This window comes from Bacillus sp. MUM 13 (assembly GCF_001866725.1).
Taxonomy (GTDB): domain Bacteria; phylum Bacillota; class Bacilli; order Bacillales; family DSM-1321; genus Peribacillus.
On the sequence record NZ_MLYQ01000003.1, the window covers coordinates 87,121 to 109,750 of the forward strand.

Below are 22,630 nucleotides of genomic sequence, written 5' to 3' on the forward strand. Positions count from 1 at the left end.
TTTAAGTTTTAAATATGAATATCCCATTTTGGCCTTTTATAGTGAGAGAAAAAACTGCTTCTATTCTTTCCTGATTGGATCTTTTTTTCGCAGAACAGATCGGCAGCTTTTGCTGTGCAGATAGAATTATTATCCGAATTTTCGAATATTTCTAGCAAAGATTTATAAATTCCTTGAGTTTTCTTGAGAACCCGTTCATTGTTTGGGCCATAAAGCTCATCGGCAACCTGGATTAAACCGCCGGCATTTACAATATAATCGGGTGCATATAAAATTCCCCGTTCTCTTAAGGCCTCCCCATGCCGTGCATAAAGCAGCTGATTGTTCGCAGATCCGGCTACGGCCTTTACCTTCAGAACTTCAAGTGTATGGTCATTAATAACCCCCCCGAGGGCGCAGGGCACAAAAACGTCGGCAGGGACAGTGTAAATATCCTCTCCGGAAACTGCTTTAACAGATCCTGAGAACTCTTTGCAGGATTCAAGAAATGAATGCACGGAGTGTTCATTGATATCTGTTACGTATAAGCTCGCCCCTTCCTTTAAAAGCATATGTGCTACTTTGGAACCGACTTTGCCGAGTCCCTGTATCGCTATTGTTTTGCCTTCCAGGCAATCTCTGCCCCAAAGTCTCCGATTTACAGCTCTTAAGCTGCAGATTACACCAAGAGCTGTAGGAACGGATGAGTCACCGCTTCCTCCATATTCTTTCGGTATTCCGACAATGCAATTGGTTTCCTTTTTGCTGTGCACAAAATCTTCCGGTGCTGTTCCCATATCAGTGCCAGTGTAAAAACGGCCTTTCAGCGACTCTACAAATTGGCCGAATGCCCTAAATAATGCAGGTGATTTATCTTTGACCGGGTCTCCAATAATAACTGATTTCCCTCCCCCAAAATCTACATCGGCCGCTGCACATTTATATGTCATTCCTTTTGATAAACGGAGCACATCATTAAGCGCCGCATCAAAGTTTTGATAAGGCATCATCCTGCAGCCGCCAAGCGCCGGACCCAGTGTTGTATTGTGTATGGCAATGATAGCCTTCAGTCCTGAACCTGGATCATTGCAGAACACAAGCTGTTCATGTTCGTGCATACTGGTAAATATATCCATTATGTAAGCTCCTTTTCTTATAATGGCAAGGAATGCCTCCCTTTATTTAATCGTGAGCAGGCGCTCTCTCTTTAATTGTCCTGCCGCAGGGTGCAGCGTTCTAACCCTGCTCTTATTGCGTCAGCCATTTTTGCTGTTGTCTATAATTCTGGCAATCTCATTTTTCGGAAGAATAATTTGGACGACGCTGCCTTCACCGATAAGACGTGTTTCGCTATATACCTTGATTTCAGCAGTCACCAGGCTGCCTGTTATTTTAGTTATGGCCGCCCGAAGTGTAATCACACTGCCTTCAGCTGCTGGAGCAAGATGCTTCATGATGACTGCAGTCCCCATCCCCTCTTCGTTTTCTTCAAGATAAGGAAGAATCAGTTTCCTTGCCGTCCATTCCATATGATGCACCATGGATACAGTTGAATAAACAGGGTGAATGACTTCTCCCTCAAAACAGGGAAACATTTCTTTCGTAACAGCACATTGGTATTCAGCTTGCTGTCCTGCCTCCATTCCTGGTTTCATTTTTATCAGCACCCCGTATTTTGTAATCGCTTACATTATATTATTAAAAATAGCATGCCGCAAAAAAAAATGACGTTTATTTAACGTTATATTATCATTTTGCAGCAAAAAAGGTCAATGTCTTTCATATACTCATAGAGCCTTTAAGTTCTTAAGACGGTCAATGGTTTGAAACATTTCGCCAATCATTGTTTTAATGAGCTCTTCTGCACTGGAATCCCGCTTGATAAGGCCGGCAATTTGACCGCTGTTGCAAAAGCCTTTTTCTTCATCACCCAAAATTGCTCCGATCATATGGTGCTCTTCATCTGTTAATCGGCTGTATTCACTAAGTGACATGCCTTTTTCTTCCTTATCAGAAAGCTCTTTAATAAATGGATTTTTCAATACCCGCCGTATTCTATTAACACTTCTTCCAATGACAACTGTTTCCTGGTCACCTGCATTTATGACCCTTTGTTTGTACGTCTCCGAAAAAGGCGCTTCTTTTACAGCTATGAAACGTGTTCCCATTTGGACACCTTCTGCACCAAGGGCCATCATTGCGGCTATCCCCCTTCCGTCACCAATTCCTCCTGCTGCAGCGACAGGCACTTCTACCGCATCTGCCAGCTGGGGAATCAAAGCTAAAGTGGTGATTTCCAGCGGTGAATTGATGCCAGCAGCCTCATAACCCTCGCCGACTATAATATCAGCGCCTGCTGCTGCGGCTTTTTTTGCATGTTTAACTGCTCCTGTCACGGCCATCACTTTTATTCCATTATTGTGGAGAAAATCTATATATGGAGCAGGATTTCCGGCTGACAGCGAAACAGAAGGAAGTTTATACTTAATTGCCAAATCAATCAGCTCTTTTGTATATGGAGAAACACTGACAGCAATATTTAATGCTATGGGCCGGTTTGTCATTTCAAGCGCGGTTTTTAGCTTTGCTTCAACCTCTGGCGGTGACATCGTACCTGCTCCGATCATCCCCAGAGCCCCGGCATTTGAAATTGCGGCTGCCAGATGCGGTGAGCTTATATTGCCCATTCCTCCCTGGATGATGGGAACGCTAATATTCAATATCCTGCAAAGTCTATTCATTTGTCAGTAACCTCCCTTTATTATGATATAATAGATTGGTAGCGCTTTCTTTATAATAAGGAGGGAATGTATGATTTATTCTTTTGATGGAACAACACCTATTATTGATAACTCGGTATTTATTGCGCCGGGGGCTAGAATCATAGGAAATGTAACAATCGGCAAAGATTCAAGCGTCTGGTTCAATGCAGTTCTGCGCGGTGATGAAGGACCGATCTCCATTGGGGAAAAATGCAATGTACAAGATAATTGCACACTGCATCTTTATGAAGAGTTTCCTTTGATTCTAGAAGATGAAGTCTCAGTCGGCCACAATGTGATCCTTCATGGCTGCCATGTGAAAAAAGGAGCTCTGATTGGTATGGGCTCCACCATTATGGATGGAGCAGTCATTGGTGAAGGATCTCTGATCGGGGCAAATACATTTATTCCGGCCGGCAAAATCATTCCCCCGCATTCCCTTGTACTCGGTTCACCAGGCAAGGTGGCCAGGGAGTTAACAGAACAGGATAAAACCATTATTGCTATAACAATTGATACATATTTCCAAAAAGGGAGAAAGTTTAAAGAAGAGTTTTCTCTAAAATGATGTGCCTTTTTCAAAAAGTATAACACTGACCGCATTTCAGCACATCCCTTGCCCTTTATCATTCCTCTATAAGAAGCGGATGCTGAAAAAAATCATATTCTAAATTTTTATTTTCGAGCTCATTTCCTTCCTGAAAGACCTCTTCAAAGAATCGGCTTGCCGGCTCAGCCAATAGCTTATAATAATCACTGAACAGTGAAGCTGCTGGTGAGCCCAGCCATTTTTCAGGCAGCAGGTCTTCGGGAAGTCCCGGATCAATAAATAAAAACTTTCTATACTCATGCACAAGCTTGGTTCTTTGCACAAAGCATTCTGCATCGGAAAGACCATTATTTTGAAATTTATTTCTTGCTTCATAATATTCTTGCTGATATTCAGAAAGAAACTGCTGATATTTTTCATTGATTCCTGCTAAATCCCAGCATTTCCTGACAAGCCGTACATTTTCCTCAGGTCCTTCATATCGAGCGGTGAAGAAGTGGACATATTTACTGATTCCATACTTATTAATAAGGCTGTTTACCTCTTTATCTAAGGAGTTCGGTGTAATCCAGCAGCTGTTGGATATATTGCCAAACCCGCTCCAAATCAGTTCTTGCCGCAGCTCATCCCTTAAATGCCGCTTTTCTTCCGGAATGGAGTAAATAAGCATGCGCCATTCATCATCCCATTTATCCGGTTTTAATTTAAAAATCCTTTTTGCCGCTTCGTCCATTCTGTCTGCACCGCGTTCTGTCAGGAAATAATAGCTTTTATTTCCTTCCTTCCGGGCCATTACCCACCCCTGTTTGCTCATTCTTGAAATTGCTGCCCGTACAGCCTGCTCATTATGGCCGAATTCTTTTAAAAGACGAATCAGGCTGCCTATCCAGATTTCGCTGCCATAATGACGTATATAATCACCATATATTGTAAAAATCATGGATCTGGTATTCAAATTCCCATTCATTTTCATTCACTGCCTTTTAGTTGATGTGATTACTCTTTTCTACATTTTCCCATGGATTAATCACACCAGTCAATACTCGTGACAGCTGCAGTAGACATCGATACTTTTGTAATCCTTCATGACTCATTAACTAAAGCTTACACTATATCAGTTCAATTACGGTCGCAATTCCCTGTCCAACACCTATGCACATGGCAGCAAGGCCAAACTTTGTATTTGTCCTTTTCATTTCATGTACAAGAGTTGTCAGGATTCTTGCACCGCTGGCCCCTAGCGGATGGCCGAATGCAATGGCGCCTCCATTTACATTTACCTTGCTTATATCTGCTTCGAGCTCCCTTATGCACTGAAGAGATTGAGAGGCAAATGCTTCATTCAGTTCTATTAAGCCAATCTCTTTCATTGATAGTGATGCACGGAACAGTGCTTTTTTGGAAGCAGCTACAGGTCCCAGTCCCATTATGGATGGATCAAGTCCGCTCACTGCAGAAGACCTGTATTTGGCAATTGGCTTAATGCCAAGTTCCCTGGCTTTAGAAGCACTCATTACGAGAAGGGCGGCCGCACCATCATTAATCCCGGAAGCATTTCCGGCAGTTACTGTGCCATCCTTGAAAATTGGCGGAAGCATGCCCAATTTCTCCAGGGTCGTGTCAGGACGGATATGCTCATCTTGATCTACCGTTTGTTCAATGCCTTTTTTATTTTTATATGTAACAGGGATAATTTCTTCCTTTAATTTGCCTTGAAGGATGGCTGCTTTAGCTTTCTGCTGGCTTTGATACGCAAAGGCATCTTGATCTTTCCTTGTCACTCCGTACCTTTTCGCCACATTTTCTGCAGTTTGCGGCATTGAATCTGTACCGTACATCTTTGCAAGCTTGTTATTAATAAATCTCCAGCCAATGGTTGTATCCAGTGCTTCAAAGCTTCCGCGCGGGAAATCTGTATCTGGTTTAGCCATGACAAACGGTGCCCTTGTCATGCTTTCAGTCCCTCCGGCAATGAATATATCGCCTTCACCTGCTTTAATGGCACGTGAAGCATAATTGAATGCATCAAGACCTGAACCGCATAACCGATTGATTGTAGTGCCAGCGACTACAACCGGCAATCCGGCAAGCAGGGCGGACATTCGTGCCACATTCCGGTTATCCTCTCCAGCACCATTTGCATTGCCAAGAACCACATCTTCAATTTGACCCAGAGGAACCAGGGGATTTCTGTCTGCCAGTGCCTTAATCACCATGGCCCCAAGATCGTCCGGGCGGACATCTTTAAGGGCGCCCTTATATCTTCCTATTGGAGTCCTTACTGCATCGACAATTACCGCTTCTTCCAAGATCCGCACCTTCTTTTCATCGCTCTATTTTTGTACCGTCACTTCCATATTCAAATACCCCTTTTCCTGATTTTCTTCCCAGCCTTCCCGCTTTTACATACTGAATGAGAAGAGGTGCAGGACGAAACTTTTCACCAAGCCTGCTATGAAGGTAATTCAAGTTATTGAGGCGTGTGTCAAGCCCTACCAGGTCTCCCAGTTCGAACGGTCCCATCGGGTAGTTCAGCCCCAATTTTATTGCTTTATCAATTTCTTCAGCTGTCCCGATTCCTTCTTGAAGCATCAAAAATGCTTCATTGCCGACAAGGGCGCTGATGCGGCTTGTAACAAAGCCGGGAAATTCATTCACGACAACGGTTTCCTTTCCCATCCCCTCAGCAGTTCTTCTTATTGCTTCCGCTGTTTCATCGCTTGTTTCCAGCCCTTTTACAATTTCAACAAGAGGCATTTTATGCACAGGATTAAAAAAATGCATGGCAATTACTTTATCTGGCCTTTTAGTAAAAGCCGCTATTTCAGTAGGGCTCATCGTAGATGTATTCGTTGCAAAGATGCATTCATCTTTCGCAAACTTTTCCATTTCTTCAAATACCCTCTTTTTTATTACCAGATCTTCCGTAACTGCTTCTATGATCAGATCAGCATTTCTAACTGCATTTTCAATGCTGGCTTGAAAAAACAGGCGCTCTAAAGCAGAAGATTTTTCAGCTTCGGAAATTTTTTTTCTTTCAATTCCTTTGGAAAAAATCGCTTCTATCTCTCTTTTCGCACTTTCCAAGGCTGAATTCTTACTATCCGCAAGCGTGACAGTAAAACCAGAAATTGCTGCTGTGCAGGCAATTCCCCTCCCCATGACACCTGAGCCTATAACCGCAATGTGTTCAATCATCTGACTCTCCTTTCATTTAAAGGAAGAGGGTTGTAAAAGCAGAGCATTTACCCATGATTTTCTGCTCGCCTTTTGTTCATCTTCCCTGAAAGTGCGGCTTCCTTTTTTCGAAAAAGGCAGCCACTCCTTCTCTGTGATCTTTTGATAGCCCTGCAATCCTTTGAGCTGAGGCTTCCTTTGAGAGCATTTCATCAAGTGTGACAGAAAAGCTTTCATTCATATATCTTTTAACAAGCCCGATGGCAAGGGTTGGCATCAAAGCCAGCTTTGCAGAAAACTCCTCTATTTCACTCTTCCAATAATCCTCAGATATAAGCCTTCCTGCTATTCCCAGGCTCTTGGCTTCCATAGCTGATATTTTTTCTCCCAGCACAGCAATTTCCATCGCCTTCGCTCTCCCCACCATTCTCGGCAAAAGATACAGCAGCCCGGAATCAGGGACAAGGCCGATATTCATGAAGGAAGAAACGAAGCTGGCTTTTTCTGAAACTAGCATAAAATCGCAGATAAGCGCCAAACTGAATCCGGAACCGGCACAAATACCGTTAACGGCCGCGATGACAGGTTTTTCAAGATTGGCAATGGCAGAAATTATGGGATTATACCTTTTTCTCAGTATTTCTCCATGATCGGTTTCTTCACCCAGTCCTTGTATGTCTTCTCCTGCACAAAATGCCCTGCCTTCTCCAGTAATGACAAGGCAGCGGGTATTCCCGTCCCGTGAGGTTTCCTTCAGGGCCTGAAGCATTTCCATATGCATTTCTTCAGTAAATGCATTCAGCCGCTCGGGCCTGTTTAATGTCAGCCATGCCACGCCATTGCTTCTCTTTTCAAACATGATGTTTTCATACATACCTTACCCTCACTTTCCTTTAAAAGAAGGCTTTCGTTTCTCAATGAATGCTTTCATGCCCTCTTTTTGATCTTCACTTGAAAAGAGCATATAAAAATTTTTACGTTCAAACTGCATGCCTTCCTGCAGCGGATAATCAATGGCCTTGTTTACAGATTCCTTGATCAGACGAATGGAAAGAATGGGCTGTTTTGCAATCTTTTCAGCAAATTTCAAGCTTTCTTCCATCAAAAGCTCACCTGGCATTATTTTTGTAAGAAGCCCATATGAATAGGCTTCCTGTGCGCTCATCATGTCACCAGTCCATAGCCATTGAAGGGCCTGTGCCCTCCCCAGCGCTTTCGTAAGCCTTTGGGTCCCGCCCGCACCAGGCATCACACCCAGGTTTACCTCAGGAAAACCAAACTTTGCATCCTCTGCGGCAAATAGAACATCACAGCAAAGTGCAAGCTCGAATCCCCCGCCCAAAGCAAGACCATTGATTGCACCGACTATAGGCTTCTTTATGGAAATGATATGGTCCCAATCCTTGAATTGATTTAAGAGTTCAAGTGAAATGCTATCTTTATCCGCCATCTCTGCAATATCCGCACCAGCTGCAAAAGCCCGGCCGTTTCCAGTCAGCACAATGACTTTAATTCTTTCATTCTTCTCGAATTCCAGGAAGGTTTGTGCCACTTCAGAGACCATTCGGGTGTTCAAGGCATTAAGTACATTTGGCCTATTAAGCTTTACGATGCCCAAGCTTCCCCGTATCTCTGTTTCAATAAATTCGCCATTAATCATTTTTTTCTTCACCGAACATAAATGTCACAATGTCCCCGGCAAACTTCATGACATCTTTGCCTGAAGCCTTGGACTCTTCTGTCCGTGAGGCCTCTTTAAAGGCTTCCTTGCTTTCATAGTACATTTCGCATAATAAATAAAAATCACTTTCACCCATTGGTGAACCGGTAATTTTAGTAATGCGGAGATCCTGAAGCCCAGGAATTTTTTTAGTTAAAGGGATATGGGTGCCAAAATAATACTCATCAAAGCTTTCTTGGTTTTCAGGTTTTTTGAACAAAGCCATCATTTTAAACATATTATCTTCTCCCTTATCGTTTATAAATTTAGAGATTTACAGAAATAAACTTCATTGCTTCAAAAGGATTTTTGCAAGATTTACAATATAAAATGCTGCGGCAGGCAGTTGAACCAAAAATATTTTCAATGGTGATGTAAGGCGAGCTGCAGTATGGACAATTTACATGCCAAGTGCCATCTTCTTTCAAATACTCTGGGGGAGGGGCAATTCCGTTCTTCTTCAAATTCTCCCTTCCGGAAAGTGAGACTCTGTCTGTTGTCCAGGGAGGATGGAAAATAAATTCTGCATATGCTTTTTCCACGCCATTTAACTTCAGGATTGCTTTTTCAATGTTCTTTCGAATAATTTCAAGCGCTGGACATCCTGAAAAGGTTGGAAGAACTTCGATTCTGGCTGTTCCATCATTAAAAGAAACACTTTCGATCATACCTAAATCCAGCAGGCTTACATTGGGGATTTCTGGATCATACACAAACTTCATAGCTTCCCAAATTTTTTCTTCCATACAATTGTTTGCCCGTGTCATATAGCATCATTGCCTCCTGCTGGGGTATTTGCCTTACCACACAGCTTTCTCATCCATTCTGTAAACCTCTGAAAGTGTAACTAATGCCTTCTCCATATCGGCTGTATGCTCTCCTTCACGTCCATTTCCGGATATCATCCCGTAAGAATTTCCATGGGCAAGGTGCACTTCTTCAAGAGATTTAGCAGCTTGCTTTGAGAACCGGTTTTTCAATATGGTACTACTTTCAATCAAGCCATATTGGACCATCAGACCTTCCAATGGGCCAAGTGTCAGCAAACCTTCAAGTTCGTTCCACACCCTGCTGACAGCTGCAATCATTCTTGACCTTGCTTCACCGCCGCTCATTGTCAGCTGTTTAAACCAAATGCCCCAGTGCATCATATGGTAATGCTGTTCCATTTTAATTTTTACAGCTGCATGTGATAAAGGCTGATAGGATGAATGTATAAGTGACTCCAGCTTGATTTTTTTGTACATGTCATAAAAATAATGGCGGACTACAGTGAACGCCCAGTCAAACCTTGGTTCCTCCAGATATGTGCCGCTTCCGTTCACAAGCTCTAAAAGAATGGCATTCCTCCTTTCTTCCGGAGGTCTCTCGTGTGCCAGGGCATCTATGCTGCCGGCGCCAAGCTCGCTCAACAGCTGATAATACAAGACTGCATGCCCCATCAAATCCTGGCTGATGGATGAAAAAGCTACATCCTCTTCGATATGTGGAGCAAGCCCGAGCCATTCTGATCCCCGGTAGGAAAGAATAAAATCATCGTCTGCCAGCCCAAGCAGCAATTCATTAAGGGCTTTGTGATAGCTTTGATCATTTTTGGCATCTTCTGCTGTCTTTATAATCATTCTTTATTATCACCCCAGGACAGTATTTCTTTTTCATCCAGCATGTTTTGTTCATAGCCCCGCCATTTTTTCTTGAGATAGCCATATCCCTTTGCCGTCCGGTAATCTTTATTATCAAGGCGCGGCAGAACTTCCCTTTCTTCTTCGGTCATTTTTCTTATACTGGAGCGTTTGACAACCCAGATGTCTGCAGCAGGTTCTCTGCGCATGAAGTTTTCCCTGGCCAAAATGAGGGCCATTTCATGATTTGGAGCCAGTAAACTAAATTGATGCTGCATATTAGAGCTTGGTGTTCTTTTGCTGAATATTTCAAAGACCTCATAAAACGCTGAGGCATTACTATCTTTTCCCTCCACTGTGACCCTCCTATTTATTGTGCCTTTTGATTTTCTGTCTTTATTGCTTCCAGTACCCAGCTGTTGTTTTCATAGGCAAGTTTCCTTAAGCGCAGCCTGTCCTGAGACTTGGGACCTTTATTTTTGACGATTTGCTTAAATTCCTCCCAATCAGGCTGCCGGTAAATCCATTTCCCTGCTGCTTCATCAAATTTCATGGTTTCATCAGGCAGTTTCAAACCAATTGACAGAGCCCTTGGAATGTATTTAGTGAAAAAGTCCTGGCGCAGTTGTTCATTCGTTTTGGTGCGGATTTTATATTTAATAGTTACATCCTGTTTTGAAGTCCCTGTTGTATCGGCACTTGCTGGCCCGAAGAACATAAGCAGCGGGTGCCACCACCGGTTAAAGGAATCCTGGACCATCTTTTTTTGCTCCTTGGTTCCCTCTGTCATAGCCAGAATAATCGATTCCCCGTGCTGGGCATGAAACACTTCTTCCGCACAAATACGCTGAAGTGCCCTCGCATACGGACCATAGGAGGCTCCGAGCATATTCGTTTGAGTAATGATGGCCGCCCCGTCAACAAGCCAGCCAATAATTCCGGCATCTGCCCATGTCGGTGCTTCCATGTGAAAGACATTGTGAAACTTAAGATCCCCGCTGAATAAGTCCTCCATAATATCACTGCGGTTCTTGCCAAGAGGGACCAGTAAATCCTCTGTAACCCTAAGCAATATCTGGCCATGTCCCATCTCGTCCTGCACCTTGGCCATAATTCCTAACTTTCTTCTTAATGTTGGCGCTTTTGGAACCCATTCCTTTTCAGGGAGGGCACCCATAATCTCGCTGATTCCATGCATGGATATCAGTTTTATCAGTGTGTGCCGGTATTCATCAGGCATCCAGTCGTCTGCTTCTATTTTTTCCCCGTTTTCAATTTTCTTCATGAACCTATGAAACTTATCCTCTTCGGAAATCCTTTCAGAATGAGCTGTTCCCTCCATGTGATTTCTCCTTTCCAAGCAGTTTTCACTTAAATTATTCATTTTTGTATGGGCTGGCTGATCAGTTCCTTATTTCTTAAGTCAACAATCCGGACAGCTTTTCCCTCAGATCTTGGGATGGTTTTTGGAGACAATATTTTTACCTCCATGTTTACCAGACAGTAGTTTTTTAAGCGGAGCTGAATGGCCTCCGTTAAATCCTCAGCGGCTGTACAGTTCAGATTTCCCTTCATTTCCAAGTAGGTGTCCTCAGTGATTTCAGCATACAAAATCACGTCCTGGCGCGATCCATTTTGTTCGATAACCAGCTGGTAATGCGGGGCAGCCTGCTTAAATTGCATCAGACAGTGCTCAATTTCAGAAGGATAAACGTTAACTCCCCTGATAATGAGCATATCGTCTATCCGGCCTTTCACTCGGGACATTCTCATGGTTGTTCTTCCGCACTTGCATGCCTCTCTTGTAATGGAAGCAATATCCCCTGTCCTGTAGCGGATAATCGGAAAGGCTTCCTTCTGCAAACTGGTAAAAACGAGCTCACCGTCAACTCCGTCTGCTACATTCTCCATTGTGATTGGATCAATTACTTCTACATAAAAATGATCCTCTGCGATATGCATGCCATCTTGCGCTTCATGGCATTCAATCGCAACTCCTGGACCTATTACTTCACTAAGGCCATAGATATCACAGGCCTTGATATCCAGAATATTTTCTATTTTATTTCTCATTTCCTCTGACCATGGCTCGGCACCCAATATTCCGTATTTTAATGAAGTATGCCTAGGGTTTTTTCCTATTTCAAGCATTTTTTCCGCGATATTCAGCGCATATGATGGTGTCGCACAAAGAATATCAGGCTTCAAATCTTCAATAAGTGTGATTTGACGCTCAGTATTTCCTGCTGAGGCCGGGATTACGGCAATTCCGAGCTTTTCTGATCCATGATGAATACCAAGGCCGCCGGTAAATAGCCCATATCCATAAGCATTATGAAGGATATCATTAGGGCTTCCGCCAGCAGCAGCTATCGCACGTGATACGATTTCCGCCCAACTTTCTATATCTTTTGAGGTGTATCCGATTATAGTGGGCTTTCCTGTTGTGCCTGAAGATGCATGAATCCTCAATAAATCTTTTTTTTCAGCCGCCATCATCCCGAAAGGATAATGATTTCTCAAATCCTTTTTTTCTGTAAATGGAAGCTTTTTTAAATCGGAGAAGTCCTGAATCATGCTGGGATGGAGCCCCCTACCCTCCCATGCCTCCCTGTAAAATGGGATGTTTTTAAATACATGCGATAGTGTTGTCCTCAAACCCTTCAGCTGCTGTTCTTCGATGCATTCCCGGTCTGCCGTTTCGATTGCATGGATAATCATCAGCATCCTCCGCCTTCTTTTAGTAAACGCTTACATAATTATATAACGTTTTTTATCCGTTGATTATTTTTCCGTTATGTTACTGCAATCTTACTGCCTAGATTGTTTTGGTGTCAATATATTCTGAAAATTTTTACAGAATTTCAGTAGTTTTGCTCCCCTCCCTAACTAATGGACAAGTTTTGTAATACCTCCAGCAAAGATAGACGAACATTGATGTCCAAAACTCTTTTTGCTTCATAGCATAATAGATGAACTTTCAATGAGTGTTTGCTCGATTTGATTGTTTTCATATTTAATGCCATTTGGACAGAATGCTTTTACTTGGTTTACTGTCCTGTGGACAAAAGGAGCTGAATAAAGTGTCATTTTATAAATTAATTCCCTTCAGTCAGGAAGGAAATTTAACGGACGTTTTCGAAGTGCCTCCAGGAATTAAACAAATAAAGGCTTCTTCTCTCTGGAAGGAAGGATATATTGGAAAAAATATTGTTGTTGCTGTCATTGATACAGGATGCCAGGCTTCACATCCAGATTTAATCGGACAAGTTATCGATGGCTACAATTTTACAAGCGATTATAATGGGTCTCCCGCAAATTACAATGATAATAATGGTCATGGAACACATGTAAGCGGCACAATTGCTGCTGCCAAAAACTCATTTGGTGTATCGGGTGCTGCACCTGGAGCGAAAATTTTGGCTTTGAAGGTATTGGACGCAAATGGAGAAGGTACCGATGAAAATATTGCTGCAGCTATAAAATATGCTGTTAATTGGACAGGTCCGGCTGGAGAAAAAGTTAGGGTCATCTCAATGTCTTTAGGAGGCCCTGATGATAATCCTATCGTGCACGCGGCAATAAAACATGCCATCAGGAAAAATATACTGGTGGTTTGTGCAGCGGGAAATGAGGGAGATGGATCTGCTTCAATAGATGAATACAGCTATCCAGGAGCATACCCGGAGGTTGTGGAAGTGGGCTCTGTTAATTTGCTGCAGAAAATTTCCTCATTCAGCAATTCTAATAGTGAAGTAGATTTGGTGGCTCCAGGCGAGCAGATTTTATCAACCTATCCTGTAAACTCTTATAGAGTGCTGTCTGGCACTTCAATGGCGGCTCCGCATGTATCCGGAGCTGCAGCGCTTATTATTGACAAGTTCGAAACTATTTGGAAACGCAAGATCACAGAGCCGGAAATTTTTAATTTACTCATGCAGCATACGGTGACTTTAGGCAATCCGAGGAATGAAGAAGGAAATGGCATGATTAAATTAAATGAACCAAAAAAACAAAAGCTTCGATCTCTTCTTCAGTATTTAATTAAACAGACTTCCAGCATGTAATCAGTTTTCATTCGCTGTTGCCCATTAAACAAATTTTCAGAAAATATTGATTTTTAAAGAACATAAATCATATAATCAAATTATCCTAGGACATTTGGAGGTGTTTTAATGGGCATCAGATTTTTGAAAATCTCGGTCATCTACTTCTTAATTGGAATTGGCTTTGGCATGTTTATGTCTATATCCCATAAGTTTCAATATGCCCCGTCACATGCGCATATAAATTTGTTGGGGTGGACTTCATTGGCATTATCTGGCCTTATTTATGCACTGTACCCTGCACTTTCAGAAAAAAAGCTCGCTACACTTCACTTTTGGCTTCATAATATCGGACTTCCGGTTATGATGATTGGTCTTATATGGCTGGAATCGGGAAATTCCTCAGTAGAGCCTCTCATTGCAGCCGGAGCAACAGTTATGAGCCTTGGGATCATTTGCTTCACCTTAAATGTGCTGAAGAACTTAACAAGCAGATCTGAGTCAGCCGCAAAAAGTAAGATTGTTTCGTAAAAAAGAATAAGATGGAGCTGAAAAACTTGGAAGATAAGCCGAATTATTATGATGGAAGCGGAACCCTGATTGTGGATTCTAATACATCCCCAGCAACTATAATAATGGAATTCACACCGCTTATCAGGGCGAATATAAGCTGTAATCCTTACGGAACAGAGCCGGAAAAATAATATCTGATATCATAATATTTGTAAAAAGGCATAGAAATTCTGCGAATTCCTATGCCTTTATTTTTATGTTTATAGTCATTTTGGATTTCAGAACGCATTAACTTAGCTTCAGTAATAAATTAAATTTCAAACGGTGGTGGAAATGTGATCACAGCAATTATTGGAAGTGCCGCTTTTTTTGCTGTCGCCTTATTATACATGCTGTTAGCTCTCGGTTTCCCATTCGGAAATTTGGCCATGGGCGGAAAGCATAAAGTAATGCCTAAAAAAATGAGAGCTGCATGTGCCTTTTCAGCATTAGTTCAATTGGCTGCTATCGTGTTTTTACTTAAGACAGGCGATATCATCTCGGCGGATATTCCAAAAAATATGGCTAAAGGAGCCTGTTATTTTTTTGCATGCTATTTATTAATAAATACGATTTTGAATGGGATGTCAAAAAGTAAAAAGGAGAAGCTTGTCATGACACCATTATCATTTCTGACAGCCATGTGTTTCTTTATCACTGCTTTGAATAGTTAAAACCTTGCAAGGTTAACAACATTTAAAAATGTTCAAAGGGATTATATTTGTGTTTTTCTAAATCTATTGTATTCGGAGCAATAAATGTAACACCCTCACATTCCAGGTTTAATCGCTGTTCATTGCTTTGGGAAGAATCCTTAAATCCTATTTCCCCTTTGACATTCAATACACGATGCCAAGGAAGGCCATGCTTCCTGGATAACGAATGAAGAATCCGGACGACCTGCCTTGCTCCTCTCGGACTTCCTGCAAGGCTGGCAATCTGACCATATGTCATGACTTTTCCTGCCGGGATATTTTGAATAATCGTTATGACTTTTTCAGTGAATGGCTTCATATTCCTCTCCGTATCATCCTTTATGTTTTTTTGCTGATAAAAATGTTTGATGGGAGTTCTGACGGAAACCCGTTTCACTCTCTAGTACTAAATATAACGTAAAGAACTTTCTGAAGGAAGGAATAGCCGCTGCTTTAGGTTAGCCAAATTTCAAAGAGCAAAAGCAGCAAACTCCTGAATTAACTGCTTTTGCCTTTGTCTTACCTTTTATAGATTGTTTACACTGTTTACTTCATTCCGCAACTCTTCGGCAGCTTTCTTTGCAGACACTGCATGAGTGATCCCCGTGATGACAGAGACCCCATCACCGCCATCTTCAATAATTTTCCCGGCATTTCCCGGACGGATCCCCCCAATCCCTACAATCGGGAGAGAAATCCCTTTTTTTCGGATAGCTTTGATTAATTCTGTTCCCCTTGCGGCTTTTGCATCTTTTTTTGTGGCTGTTTCATAAATGGGGCCGATTCCTAAATAATCTGCTCCATCATGGATGGCTTTTTCCGCTTCTTCTAACGAGTGAACAGAAACACCCAGTAATTTGTCTTTTCCTATCCGTGCTCTTGCAGCTTCAGCAGAATCATCATCTTGGCCGATATGTATTCCATCAGCATTAATTTTCAAAGCCAATTCTATGTCATCATTTACGAGAAACGGAATGTCATTTTCCCTGCAGATTGCCTGCAATCTTTCCGCAAGCATTACTTTGCTTTTTTTGCTTAATGAACCTATTCCTTTTTCACGATACTGAAAAAGGGTCACCCCGCCCTCGATTGCTTCCGCTAAAATCTCTTCCGGATCTTTCATGCAATTTGTGCTGCCCATAATCAGATAAACTTTCAGATATTCCCGTATCGATTTAATATCTTTTTTTATCATAATCTTGTTCTCTCTTTCTATACTGATAGGCCCAATGATTTGTAGGACCGTGCCCTCCGCCAATGAAAAGAGTTTCCTCAATTGCCGCCTGGATAAATAATTTCGCTGTCTTGACAGCATCTATAACATTTGAGCCCTTGGCCAACTCAGCGGCAATTGCGGATGAAAATGTGCAGCCCGTTCCATGTGTATGTCTGGTGTTTATCCTGCTGCTTTCCAGATAGATAAAATTAAGCCCGTCATACAGCAAATCAATCACTTTACCCCCTGACTCATCATGTCCGCCTTTGATGACGATAAATTCAGCCCCCATTTCAAAAATCCTCTTTGCAGCTTGTTCCCGTTCATGCAAAGAAGCAATTGTGCTACCGGTTAATGCTTCCGCTTCGGGAATATTAGGAGTAACTACCTTTGCGAGTGGAATCAAGTGATTTTCCAGGGCATTAACTGCTTCCTGCTGCAATAGAGATGCTCCTCCTTTTGCAATCATTACCGGATCAACCACAAGGTTTTTCAGTTGATATTCTTTCACCTTTTCCGAAACTTCTTTAATAATTTCACCGCTGAATAGCATGCCTGTTTTCACGGAATCAGCTCCCATGTCTAATGCAATGGAGTCTAATTGATCACTGACTGCGCGGGGTGGAAGAGGATAAACTGCCTGGACTCCATATGTATTTTGCGCTGTTACAGCTGTTATGGCAGACATACCATAGACTCCAAGCTCCTGAAAGGTCTTGATATCAGCCTGAATGCCTGCCCCGCCGCTGCTGTCAGAACCTGCAATTGTTAAAGCTTTATATCTTGTCATCTTTTTACTCTCCCTTCACTCGATTACACGGATTTTTTGTTTTTCTTCCAGTTCTTTTATAGAAACCTTTGATAACTGATTGAGAAATTCAATTTGGAAACTTCCTGGACCAGTTTCCTGCGTTTTCTCGGCAGCCAGCTCCGCTGCCACCCCGTAAAAAGCGCAGGCCTCTGCAGCAGCTTTTAAAAGATTGCTTGATGAGGCGGCAAAAGCCGCCGTTACAGAGCTAAGCAGGCAGCCTGTCCCTGTTACCCTTGTTAAAATAGGATGTCCATTCCCGCACAGGTAGGCAGTTTTTCCATCTGTAATCACATCATCTTTGCCTGTAATCACTGTGATGCAGCCAAACTTCCGGGCAGTCTTCCTTGCCAGGCTGGTAACGTCCACTCTTCCCTCGCCTGCATCGACACCTTTTATGCTCCATTCTTCACCAATTAAATGGGAAACTTCAGCTGCATTTCCTCTAAGTATCGTCACCTGGACTTCCTGAAGGATTTTTCTTGCTGATTCTGTGCGATAAGGCGTTGCTCCTGCCCCAACCGGATCAAAGACAACCTGCACACCATGTTCATTGGCAGATTTTCCTGCTATGATCATAGACTTAACTGTCTTTTCATCAAGTGTCCCCATGTTTAACACTACGGCGCTGGATATTTTCGCCATATCGGCAACTTCTTCATGTGCATGTGCCATGACAGGTGAGGCTCCAATGGCCAATAAGCCGTTTGCGGTAAAATTGGTAACAACAGCATTTGTAATATTATGAATTAGAGGATTGTCCATTCTAACTTTTTCTATTGTATTCATTCTGCTCTCTCCCGTTTTATATGTTTTTAAATGCATCGCTTGCTTTGATATTTGATTTTATTACTTTACTGTCATGAAGCCACTTTGCCACTCTGTCCCAGGATGAGGATTCTTGATAGCCAAACGGCCGTTTTTTCGCATCCATCAAAGGCAATAAAATGTTCAGGCTTTTGGTTTCAATATCTTTTTCAAGCGGAGAAGTTTTTTCTTCATGCTTTAATAAAATGGATAATCCCTTATCAGGGTGTTTTTGCACAAATTCCTGCCCTTTATTAATGGCTGACATGAATTTTTTATATACACCCGTTCTTTCTTTTAGCCCTTTATCACTGGCTACAAGCACCAGCTCATAATAATCTGGAACTCCATAGTCTGAAGGATTAAAGCTTCTCACGTTGTGTCCTTCTTTTTCCAGAAGCAATTTTTCGTGATTGATATAGCCGCCAATCAAGCCATCCGTTTTCTTGGCTGCTAGCGCCGGGATAAGATCATAGCCGACGTCTGCCATTTTCACCTTCTGCGGATTCCCTCCATCATTTTTTACCATTGTATGAACAATTGCTTCATCCAGCGGGATAGATGGGTAGCCAACCAATCTCCCCTCTAAATCCCTTGGAGAATTCACCTTGCCGCCTGCAGGCACCAGCAGTGTATTTAATGGATGCCTGACTATTGCGCCAATCGATTTAACCGGTATATTTTCTGACCTGGCTATAACGACCTCTGGCTGGTAACTGATTGCTAAATCCATTTTTCCTGCGGCGACCAGCCTTAATGGATCGTTTGTATCTGCCGGCATTTTAATATCCACATCAAGCCCTTGTTCTTTAAAATAACCCTTCTCTTTTGCTGCATATAAAAATGAGTGAACGGCATTTGGATACCAATCCAGCATAAGACTCACTTTCTGTAAATGATTATTTGACTGCTTCTTTCCTGCCTGATTGTCACCTGAGCAGCCGCTCATCAGGGTAAGGGTTAGAACCAAAAAAAGAATACAAAGTTTTTTCATCAATATCGTTTCCTTTCATTCAATTAGCTGTCTGTATGAAAATGATGTTTCAGTACTTTTTTTTCAATAACTGTGATTAGAAAAAAGAAGATCATGCCAAGCAGGGAAAGAAGAAAAACAGAAGCGAAAACGGCATCCGCCTGCAGGTTTCCTGACATTCTGCGGCTAAAATATCCAAGTCCCGCGCTTCCCCCCAGCCATTCGCCAATCGTCGCTCCCACCACGCTGTACACGGCCGCCATTTTCATGCCTGATAAAAACATGGGCAATGCAAGCGGTATCTGCACTTTCCTGAAAATTTGAAATCTCCCGGCGCCCATTGTTCTAAGCAAATCGCTGTATGAACTTTGTCCAAGCCTTAATCCATCGTATGTACTGACGGCAATAGGGAAAAATGCTGTCAAGATGGTTACAGCTACCTTGCCCCAGATGGAATACCCAAACCACATAATAAAAATGGGAGAAATCGCAATAAGGGGAACTGTTTGCGATATAACCAAAAAAGGGTAACAAATTTTTTCCAGCACTTTTGAAAAATGCATGGCTATACCCAGCAAAATCCCTCCTGCTGCAGAAAGAATGAATCCTATTAGCACCTCCTGCAGAGTGACAGTCACATGCTGCAGCAAAATCGAGGAGTTTTCATTAAGCGATATGAAAATGGCTGAGGGAGCCGGAAGAATGAATGAAGGAATATCACCCCTTTTCACAATCAACTCCCACAGACTGATAAAAATGATTGCAGCAAGTATGAATAAACCATAATTATTGCTCCATTGTTTCCATTTGCTCTTCATGCTGAATCAGCCTTTCCAGTTCTTTTCTTTTCTTCAAAAAAAGCGGCTCGTAAATAAGATCCGGAGTTCTTGGCCTCGGAAATTCTACTTTTATTTCCCTAAGACTGCCATCCTTTTTACCAAGTATATAAATTCTATCGCTTAACAATATCGCTTCCTCAAGATCATGTGTGATAAATAAAACAGTTTTTTCAAGCCCTTCCCAAAGCTCCAGCAGCCAGCTTTGCATTTTGCGTTTTGTCATTGAATCAAGTGCGCCAAATGGTTCATCAAGCAATAATAGGTCTTTGCCTGTCATGATTGTTCTTAAAAAGGCAGCCCTTTGCTTCATCCCCCCTGAAAGCTCATGAGGATAAGCCTTTTCATAGCCTGATAGTCCAAACCTGTCAATCCATTCCTTGATTTGTTTTGTGCTTCGTTTTTTATCTGACCCGGAAAGTTCCGCTGGCAGAAGCATATTCCCCATCAATGTCCTCCAGGGCATGAGGAGATCTTTTTGCGGCATGTATCCTACCTTGCCAAGAATTTTTTTAGATACCACACTTGTTATAGCAATACTTCCATTATCAGGCTGAAGCAAGCCTGAGATCAGTTTAAACAGAGTGCTTTTTCCTGAACCGCTGGCACCTATGACCGAAACAAATTCTCCTTGCTTTACTTTCATGGACAAATCCATAAAAATAGGATTTTTGCCTTTTTCAGCGGGAAAGGAAAATGACAGGTTTTCTATTAACAGCATATAGTCAGACAGGCCAATCATCTCCTTTGTACACACTGTCCCAGAACAAATATTCAAAGCGTGAGGATGTTATAAAATGATTAGTTAGGTTCTCAATTTCCACTTTTGGCTGTCCTTCTGCCAGAGAATCCAGGAGCTTGATCAGCCACTTTGCAGACTTGCCGAATTCCTCGGAAGCATACATTGTGACCCATTCACCATATAATGGATGAGTATCAGAACCAGGATATTTTTCTTTAAGCATGTTTCCGATTTCCCAGTAGCTCCACATGCATGGCAAAAGGGCGGCAGCTAATTCTGCAAGTGATCCTTTTTGTCCCGCATTCAGCATGTACCCTGTATATGCAAGGTTTATTGGGGCGGGTGAGGCATCCTCCAAATCACGGCTGCTTATTGCAAATTCTCTCGCGTATTTCCGGTGCAGCTCCATTTCACTGTGCAGTGTTTCATTCAGGATGGCAGAAAACGCACTCATCGTCTGAACATCCCGGGCTTTTAAAACCCCTAGTGCAAAAAGTCTGCTGTACTCAATTAAAAAGATATAATCTTGCTTCATATATCTGATAAAGACTTCTTTAGGCAGCTCACCGGTGCCAATACCAGCAATAAAAGGATGGTGGTGTGTTTTTGTCCAAATTTCCCGGACTTTGCCATGAAGTATTTGAGTAAATGTCATTCCTTACCCTCCTTTTTTGTATTGCACCATTTAGAAATGAATAATGCCATGACCTTCATAAAATCGATTAATTGCCGAATTTCAATTTTTTCGTTTACCGCATGTGCGTCTTCAAGTTTTCCAGGTCCAAAAATGACTGAAGGAATACCTTTATAGCCAAACCAGCCAGCATCATTTACAGACGAAGACATACCGGTACGCGGTTTCTCTGCTAGTTGCTCGTTGTATGAAGAGATTAGAGTTTTAGTTCCTTTATGATTCAGATCAAGCTCCAGTGAAGGGAAAATTTCTCCCCTCTCCTCAAGCATGGATTTTCCTCCCCACTTAAAAACGGGCATATTTTCACTAAGCCATGGATCAGAAGCAGCCACACGCCTTACATGATTCTCTATATCCATTGTGACTTTTTCATGATTTTCATCTGGATAGAAATGTATGGTTATCCAGAGTGAACAGCTATCTGCAATGAATGCGGCATGCCGTCCTCCTTCAATAACAGCAGGGTTTATCGTATTGGAGCCGGGAGGAAAACCAGCATACGACTTTGTCACAGCCCAGTGGCGTTCCAATTCCTGAAGGCTTTCAATAATCTTCATCATCTTTTCAATGGCACTTGCACCGAAAATCCCTCCGCCTGCAGTATTCATCCTTGACCGGAGTCCGTCATGAAAAGTTTCTTTGCCCTGAATGGTTATCCAGCCCGTTATAACACCTCCTTGTCCCTGAATGTGCATATCACTTGTATCAGCAACAATAGCGAAGTCTGCTGTATAGCCCCTCTTGATGCAGGAAAGTGTGCCAGTTTCTCCTGCCTCCTCACCAGTAACAGATTGAAATTGAAGATTGCCATTGAGGGGAATGGCAAGCTCTTTTAGGAGCTTAATGGCCATCAGGGAGGCAGCGATACCTCCTTTCATATCTGCGGCCCCTCTGCCATATAAATACGGCCCTTTCTGGTTTACAGTAAAAGGATTATTATCCCATCTGCTAATATCCCCTGTTTCCGCCACATCCACATGCCCATTAATAATTAAGCTGTTATATGTATTGCTTGATTTTCCCGGCAAGATGCCAGCAACGTTCCAATCGCCGGGATAAAGCTCCCACTTTTCTGTTTGAAAGCCGAGTTCTTTTAAGTAGCTGTCCATATAATCCTGAATGCAGGCTGTGTTTCTGGCAGGGGGGCTTATTGTCGGAAAAGCTATGAGCCGGCTTAAAAGCTGAAGCAGTTCCTCGGTTTTTTCTTCAGCTTTTTGTGAAATGATGCTGGCTAATTCGCTGTAATCGCAGTCCATGTTATATACATCTCCATCATTTTGAAATATGAAAAAGCCCGCTCCTGATATAGGGAGCGGGCGGAAAAGCAATGCCAATATAAATGTTGACAAAAACGTTTCTTTCAGCTTCCCTCCGCTGGTATGATCCAGATCAGGTTCAAAGGGTGTAGAACGAGTGTTCAGTCTCAGCCATTGGCTCCCCTAGTGAAATTC

General features: G+C 42.4%; 28 protein-coding genes and 1 riboswitch. Of the genes, 5 read left to right on the top strand and 23 right to left on the bottom strand.

The features are described from left to right. Positions 1-8: 8 nt before the first annotated feature. The 3 genes from BIV59_RS01715 to BIV59_RS01725 all read right to left on the bottom strand — a co-directional run bounded on the left by BIV59_RS01715 (position 9) and on the right by BIV59_RS01725 (position 2,720). On the bottom strand, positions 9-1,115 hold the full coding sequence (locus BIV59_RS01715; protein ID WP_083391993.1) for a Leu/Phe/Val dehydrogenase: 1,107 nt from the start codon (positions 1,113-1,115) through the stop codon (positions 9-11). Between the two features lie 120 nt (positions 1,116-1,235). Further along, positions 1,236-1,634: a thioesterase family protein gene (locus tag BIV59_RS01720; protein ID WP_071349705.1), complete on the bottom strand. Its 399-nt coding sequence runs from the start codon at positions 1,632-1,634 to the stop codon at positions 1,236-1,238. Positions 1,635-1,766: 132 nt separating this feature from the next. Beyond that, positions 1,767-2,720, bottom strand: a complete 954-nt coding sequence (locus BIV59_RS01725) for an NAD(P)H-dependent flavin oxidoreductase (RefSeq protein WP_071349706.1) — start codon at positions 2,718-2,720, stop codon at positions 1,767-1,769. 70 nt (positions 2,721-2,790) lie between these two features. On the opposite strand from BIV59_RS01725, the gene BIV59_RS01730 reads away from it, so the two are divergent. Next, positions 2,791-3,309, top strand: coding sequence for a gamma carbonic anhydrase family protein (locus BIV59_RS01730; RefSeq protein WP_071349707.1), 519 nt, complete (start codon positions 2,791-2,793; stop codon positions 3,307-3,309). A 58-nt stretch (positions 3,310-3,367) separates the two neighbouring features. Here the strand turns inward: BIV59_RS01730 and paaX are convergent, their stop codons facing one another. The 11 genes from paaX to BIV59_RS01785 form a co-directional block, all read right to left on the bottom strand. Further along, positions 3,368-4,246, bottom strand: coding sequence for a phenylacetic acid degradation operon negative regulatory protein PaaX (gene paaX, locus BIV59_RS01735; RefSeq protein ID WP_071349740.1), 879 nt, complete (start codon positions 4,244-4,246; stop codon positions 3,368-3,370). A 154-nt stretch (positions 4,247-4,400) separates the two neighbouring features. Further along, the gene (locus BIV59_RS01740) at positions 4,401-5,603 is read right to left on the bottom strand and encodes a thiolase family protein (protein WP_170846068.1); all 1,203 of its coding nucleotides are present in this window, start codon (positions 5,601-5,603) and stop codon (positions 4,401-4,403) included. Between the two features lie 13 nt (positions 5,604-5,616). Beyond that, a complete protein-coding gene (locus BIV59_RS01745; protein ID WP_071349709.1) occupies positions 5,617-6,489 on the bottom strand; it encodes a 3-hydroxyacyl-CoA dehydrogenase in 873 nt (290 codons plus the stop codon). A 76-nt stretch (positions 6,490-6,565) separates the two neighbouring features. Next, positions 6,566-7,342, bottom strand: a complete 777-nt coding sequence (locus tag BIV59_RS01750; RefSeq protein ID WP_071349710.1) for an enoyl-CoA hydratase-related protein — start codon at positions 7,340-7,342, stop codon at positions 6,566-6,568. A 9-nt stretch (positions 7,343-7,351) separates the two neighbouring features. Next, entirely contained in the window at positions 7,352-8,128 is a 777-nt protein-coding gene (locus tag BIV59_RS01755; protein WP_071349711.1) for an enoyl-CoA hydratase-related protein, read from the bottom strand. Next, positions 8,121-8,426, bottom strand: a complete 306-nt coding sequence (locus BIV59_RS01760; RefSeq protein WP_071349712.1) for an EthD family reductase — start codon at positions 8,424-8,426, stop codon at positions 8,121-8,123. Before BIV59_RS01760 ends, BIV59_RS01755 begins: the two co-directional genes overlap by 8 nt. A 28-nt stretch (positions 8,427-8,454) precedes the next feature. Beyond that, positions 8,455-8,955, bottom strand: coding sequence for a 1,2-phenylacetyl-CoA epoxidase subunit PaaD (paaD, locus tag BIV59_RS01765; protein ID WP_071349713.1), 501 nt, complete (start codon positions 8,953-8,955; stop codon positions 8,455-8,457). Positions 8,956-8,988: 33 nt separating this feature from the next. Continuing rightward, positions 8,989-9,810: a 1,2-phenylacetyl-CoA epoxidase subunit PaaC gene (paaC, locus tag BIV59_RS01770; protein WP_071349714.1), complete on the bottom strand. Its 822-nt coding sequence runs from the start codon at positions 9,808-9,810 to the stop codon at positions 8,989-8,991. Beyond that, positions 9,807-10,166, bottom strand: a complete 360-nt coding sequence (gene paaB, locus BIV59_RS01775) for a 1,2-phenylacetyl-CoA epoxidase subunit PaaB (RefSeq protein ID WP_071349715.1) — start codon at positions 10,164-10,166, stop codon at positions 9,807-9,809. The genes paaC and paaB overlap by 4 nt, the downstream gene beginning before the upstream one ends. Before the next feature lie 14 nt (positions 10,167-10,180). Beyond that, complete coding sequence (gene paaA / locus BIV59_RS01780) at positions 10,181-11,152, bottom strand: 1,2-phenylacetyl-CoA epoxidase subunit PaaA (protein WP_071349716.1); 972 nt, start codon at positions 11,150-11,152, stop codon at positions 10,181-10,183. Between the two features lie 38 nt (positions 11,153-11,190). Next, positions 11,191-12,531, bottom strand: coding sequence for a phenylacetate--CoA ligase family protein (locus BIV59_RS01785; RefSeq protein ID WP_071349717.1), 1,341 nt, complete (start codon positions 12,529-12,531; stop codon positions 11,191-11,193). A gap of 314 nt (positions 12,532-12,845) precedes the next feature. Here BIV59_RS01785 and BIV59_RS01790 point away from each other — a divergent pair, with 314 nt between their 5' ends. From BIV59_RS01790 to BIV59_RS01800, 4 genes are all read left to right on the top strand, one after another. Then, on the top strand, positions 12,846-13,877 hold the full coding sequence (locus tag BIV59_RS01790) for a S8 family peptidase (RefSeq protein WP_083391994.1): 1,032 nt from the start codon (positions 12,846-12,848) through the stop codon (positions 13,875-13,877). A 108-nt stretch (positions 13,878-13,985) separates the two neighbouring features. Next, positions 13,986-14,387, top strand: a complete 402-nt coding sequence (locus tag BIV59_RS01795) for a cbb3-type cytochrome c oxidase subunit I (RefSeq protein ID WP_071349719.1) — start codon at positions 13,986-13,988, stop codon at positions 14,385-14,387. A 26-nt stretch (positions 14,388-14,413) separates the two neighbouring features. After that, the gene (locus BIV59_RS23450) at positions 14,414-14,560 is read left to right on the top strand and encodes a hypothetical protein (protein WP_170846066.1); all 147 of its coding nucleotides are present in this window, start codon (positions 14,414-14,416) and stop codon (positions 14,558-14,560) included. Positions 14,561-14,704: 144 nt separating this feature from the next. Then, positions 14,705-15,082, top strand: coding sequence for a hypothetical protein (locus BIV59_RS01800; protein WP_083391995.1), 378 nt, complete (start codon positions 14,705-14,707; stop codon positions 15,080-15,082). Between the two features lie 22 nt (positions 15,083-15,104). On the opposite strand, the gene BIV59_RS01805 is transcribed toward BIV59_RS01800, so the two are convergent. The 9 genes from BIV59_RS01805 to BIV59_RS01845 all read right to left on the bottom strand — a co-directional run bounded on the left by BIV59_RS01805 (position 15,105) and on the right by BIV59_RS01845 (position 22,435). Continuing rightward, positions 15,105-15,422: an MGMT family protein gene (locus tag BIV59_RS01805; RefSeq protein WP_071349720.1), complete on the bottom strand. Its 318-nt coding sequence runs from the start codon at positions 15,420-15,422 to the stop codon at positions 15,105-15,107. A 207-nt stretch (positions 15,423-15,629) separates the two neighbouring features. Then, positions 15,630-16,298 (bottom strand): thiamine phosphate synthase, encoded by a 669-nt coding sequence (gene thiE, locus BIV59_RS01810; RefSeq protein WP_071349721.1) that lies wholly within the window; start codon positions 16,296-16,298, stop codon positions 15,630-15,632. After that, the gene (gene thiD, locus BIV59_RS01815) at positions 16,279-17,109 is read right to left on the bottom strand and encodes a bifunctional hydroxymethylpyrimidine kinase/phosphomethylpyrimidine kinase (protein WP_071349722.1); all 831 of its coding nucleotides are present in this window, start codon (positions 17,107-17,109) and stop codon (positions 16,279-16,281) included. Before thiD ends, thiE begins: the two co-directional genes overlap by 20 nt. Before the next feature lie 15 nt (positions 17,110-17,124). Continuing rightward, positions 17,125-17,952: a hydroxyethylthiazole kinase gene (thiM, locus tag BIV59_RS01820; protein WP_481747406.1), complete on the bottom strand. Its 828-nt coding sequence runs from the start codon at positions 17,950-17,952 to the stop codon at positions 17,125-17,127. Beyond that, positions 17,933-18,928, bottom strand: coding sequence for an ABC transporter substrate-binding protein (locus BIV59_RS01825; RefSeq protein WP_071349724.1), 996 nt, complete (start codon positions 18,926-18,928; stop codon positions 17,933-17,935). Before BIV59_RS01825 ends, thiM begins: the two co-directional genes overlap by 20 nt. A gap of 23 nt (positions 18,929-18,951) precedes the next feature. Further along, positions 18,952-19,725, bottom strand: a complete 774-nt coding sequence (locus BIV59_RS01830) for an ABC transporter permease (RefSeq protein ID WP_071349725.1) — start codon at positions 19,723-19,725, stop codon at positions 18,952-18,954. After that, complete coding sequence (locus tag BIV59_RS01835; RefSeq protein WP_240501833.1) at positions 19,694-20,485, bottom strand: ABC transporter ATP-binding protein; 792 nt, start codon at positions 20,483-20,485, stop codon at positions 19,694-19,696. The genes BIV59_RS01830 and BIV59_RS01835 overlap by 32 nt, the downstream gene beginning before the upstream one ends. Further along, the gene (gene tenA / locus BIV59_RS01840; protein WP_071349727.1) at positions 20,469-21,140 is read right to left on the bottom strand and encodes a thiaminase II; all 672 of its coding nucleotides are present in this window, start codon (positions 21,138-21,140) and stop codon (positions 20,469-20,471) included. The genes BIV59_RS01835 and tenA overlap by 17 nt, the downstream gene beginning before the upstream one ends. Continuing rightward, on the bottom strand, positions 21,137-22,435 hold the full coding sequence (locus BIV59_RS01845; protein ID WP_071349742.1) for an acetylornithine deacetylase: 1,299 nt from the start codon (positions 22,433-22,435) through the stop codon (positions 21,137-21,139). Before BIV59_RS01845 ends, tenA begins: the two co-directional genes overlap by 4 nt. A 92-nt stretch (positions 22,436-22,527) precedes the next feature. Then, positions 22,528-22,630, bottom strand: a riboswitch (TPP riboswitch).

Coding starts and splice junctions, on each gene's coding strand:
- BIV59_RS01715 (WP_083391993.1), bottom strand. CDS start 1,115: ATGGATATATTTACCAGTATGCACGAACATGAACAGCTTGTGTTCTGC.
- BIV59_RS01720 (WP_071349705.1), bottom strand. CDS start 1,634: ATGAAACCAGGAATGGAGGCAGGACAGCAAGCTGAATACCAATGTGCT.
- BIV59_RS01725 (WP_071349706.1), bottom strand. CDS start 2,720: ATGAATAGACTTTGCAGGATATTGAATATTAGCGTTCCCATCATCCAG.
- BIV59_RS01730 (WP_071349707.1), top strand. CDS start 2,791: ATGATTTATTCTTTTGATGGAACAACACCTATTATTGATAACTCGGTA.
- BIV59_RS01745 (WP_071349709.1), bottom strand. CDS start 6,489: ATGATTGAACACATTGCGGTTATAGGCTCAGGTGTCATGGGGAGGGGA.
- BIV59_RS01750 (WP_071349710.1), bottom strand. CDS start 7,342: ATGTATGAAAACATCATGTTTGAAAAGAGAAGCAATGGCGTGGCATGG.
- BIV59_RS01755 (WP_071349711.1), bottom strand. CDS start 8,128: ATGATTAATGGCGAATTTATTGAAACAGAGATACGGGGAAGCTTGGGC.
- BIV59_RS01760 (WP_071349712.1), bottom strand. CDS start 8,426: ATGTTTAAAATGATGGCTTTGTTCAAAAAACCTGAAAACCAAGAAAGC.
- paaD (WP_071349713.1), bottom strand. CDS start 8,955: ATGACACGGGCAAACAATTGTATGGAAGAAAAAATTTGGGAAGCTATG.
- paaC (WP_071349714.1), bottom strand. CDS start 9,810: ATGATTATAAAGACAGCAGAAGATGCCAAAAATGATCAAAGCTATCAC.
- paaA (WP_071349716.1), bottom strand. CDS start 11,152: ATGGAGGGAACAGCTCATTCTGAAAGGATTTCCGAAGAGGATAAGTTT.
- BIV59_RS01785 (WP_071349717.1), bottom strand. CDS start 12,531: ATGATTATCCATGCAATCGAAACGGCAGACCGGGAATGCATCGAAGAA.
- BIV59_RS01790 (WP_083391994.1), top strand. CDS start 12,846: ATGCTTTTACTTGGTTTACTGTCCTGTGGACAAAAGGAGCTGAATAAA.
- BIV59_RS01795 (WP_071349719.1), top strand. CDS start 13,986: ATGGGCATCAGATTTTTGAAAATCTCGGTCATCTACTTCTTAATTGGA.
- BIV59_RS01805 (WP_071349720.1), bottom strand. CDS start 15,422: ATGAAGCCATTCACTGAAAAAGTCATAACGATTATTCAAAATATCCCG.
- thiE (WP_071349721.1), bottom strand. CDS start 16,298: ATGATAAAAAAAGATATTAAATCGATACGGGAATATCTGAAAGTTTAT.
- thiD (WP_071349722.1), bottom strand. CDS start 17,109: ATGACAAGATATAAAGCTTTAACAATTGCAGGTTCTGACAGCAGCGGC.
- thiM (WP_481747406.1), bottom strand. CDS start 17,952: ATGCATTTAAAAACATATAAAACGGGAGAGAGCAGAATGAATACAATA.
- BIV59_RS01825 (WP_071349724.1), bottom strand. CDS start 18,928: ATGAAAAAACTTTGTATTCTTTTTTTGGTTCTAACCCTTACCCTGATG.
- BIV59_RS01830 (WP_071349725.1), bottom strand. CDS start 19,725: ATGAAGAGCAAATGGAAACAATGGAGCAATAATTATGGTTTATTCATA.
- BIV59_RS01835 (WP_240501833.1), bottom strand. CDS start 20,485: ATGATTGGCCTGTCTGACTATATGCTGTTAATAGAAAACCTGTCATTT.
- tenA (WP_071349727.1), bottom strand. CDS start 21,140: ATGACATTTACTCAAATACTTCATGGCAAAGTCCGGGAAATTTGGACA.
- BIV59_RS01845 (WP_071349742.1), bottom strand. CDS start 22,435: ATGGACTGCGATTACAGCGAATTAGCCAGCATCATTTCACAAAAAGCT.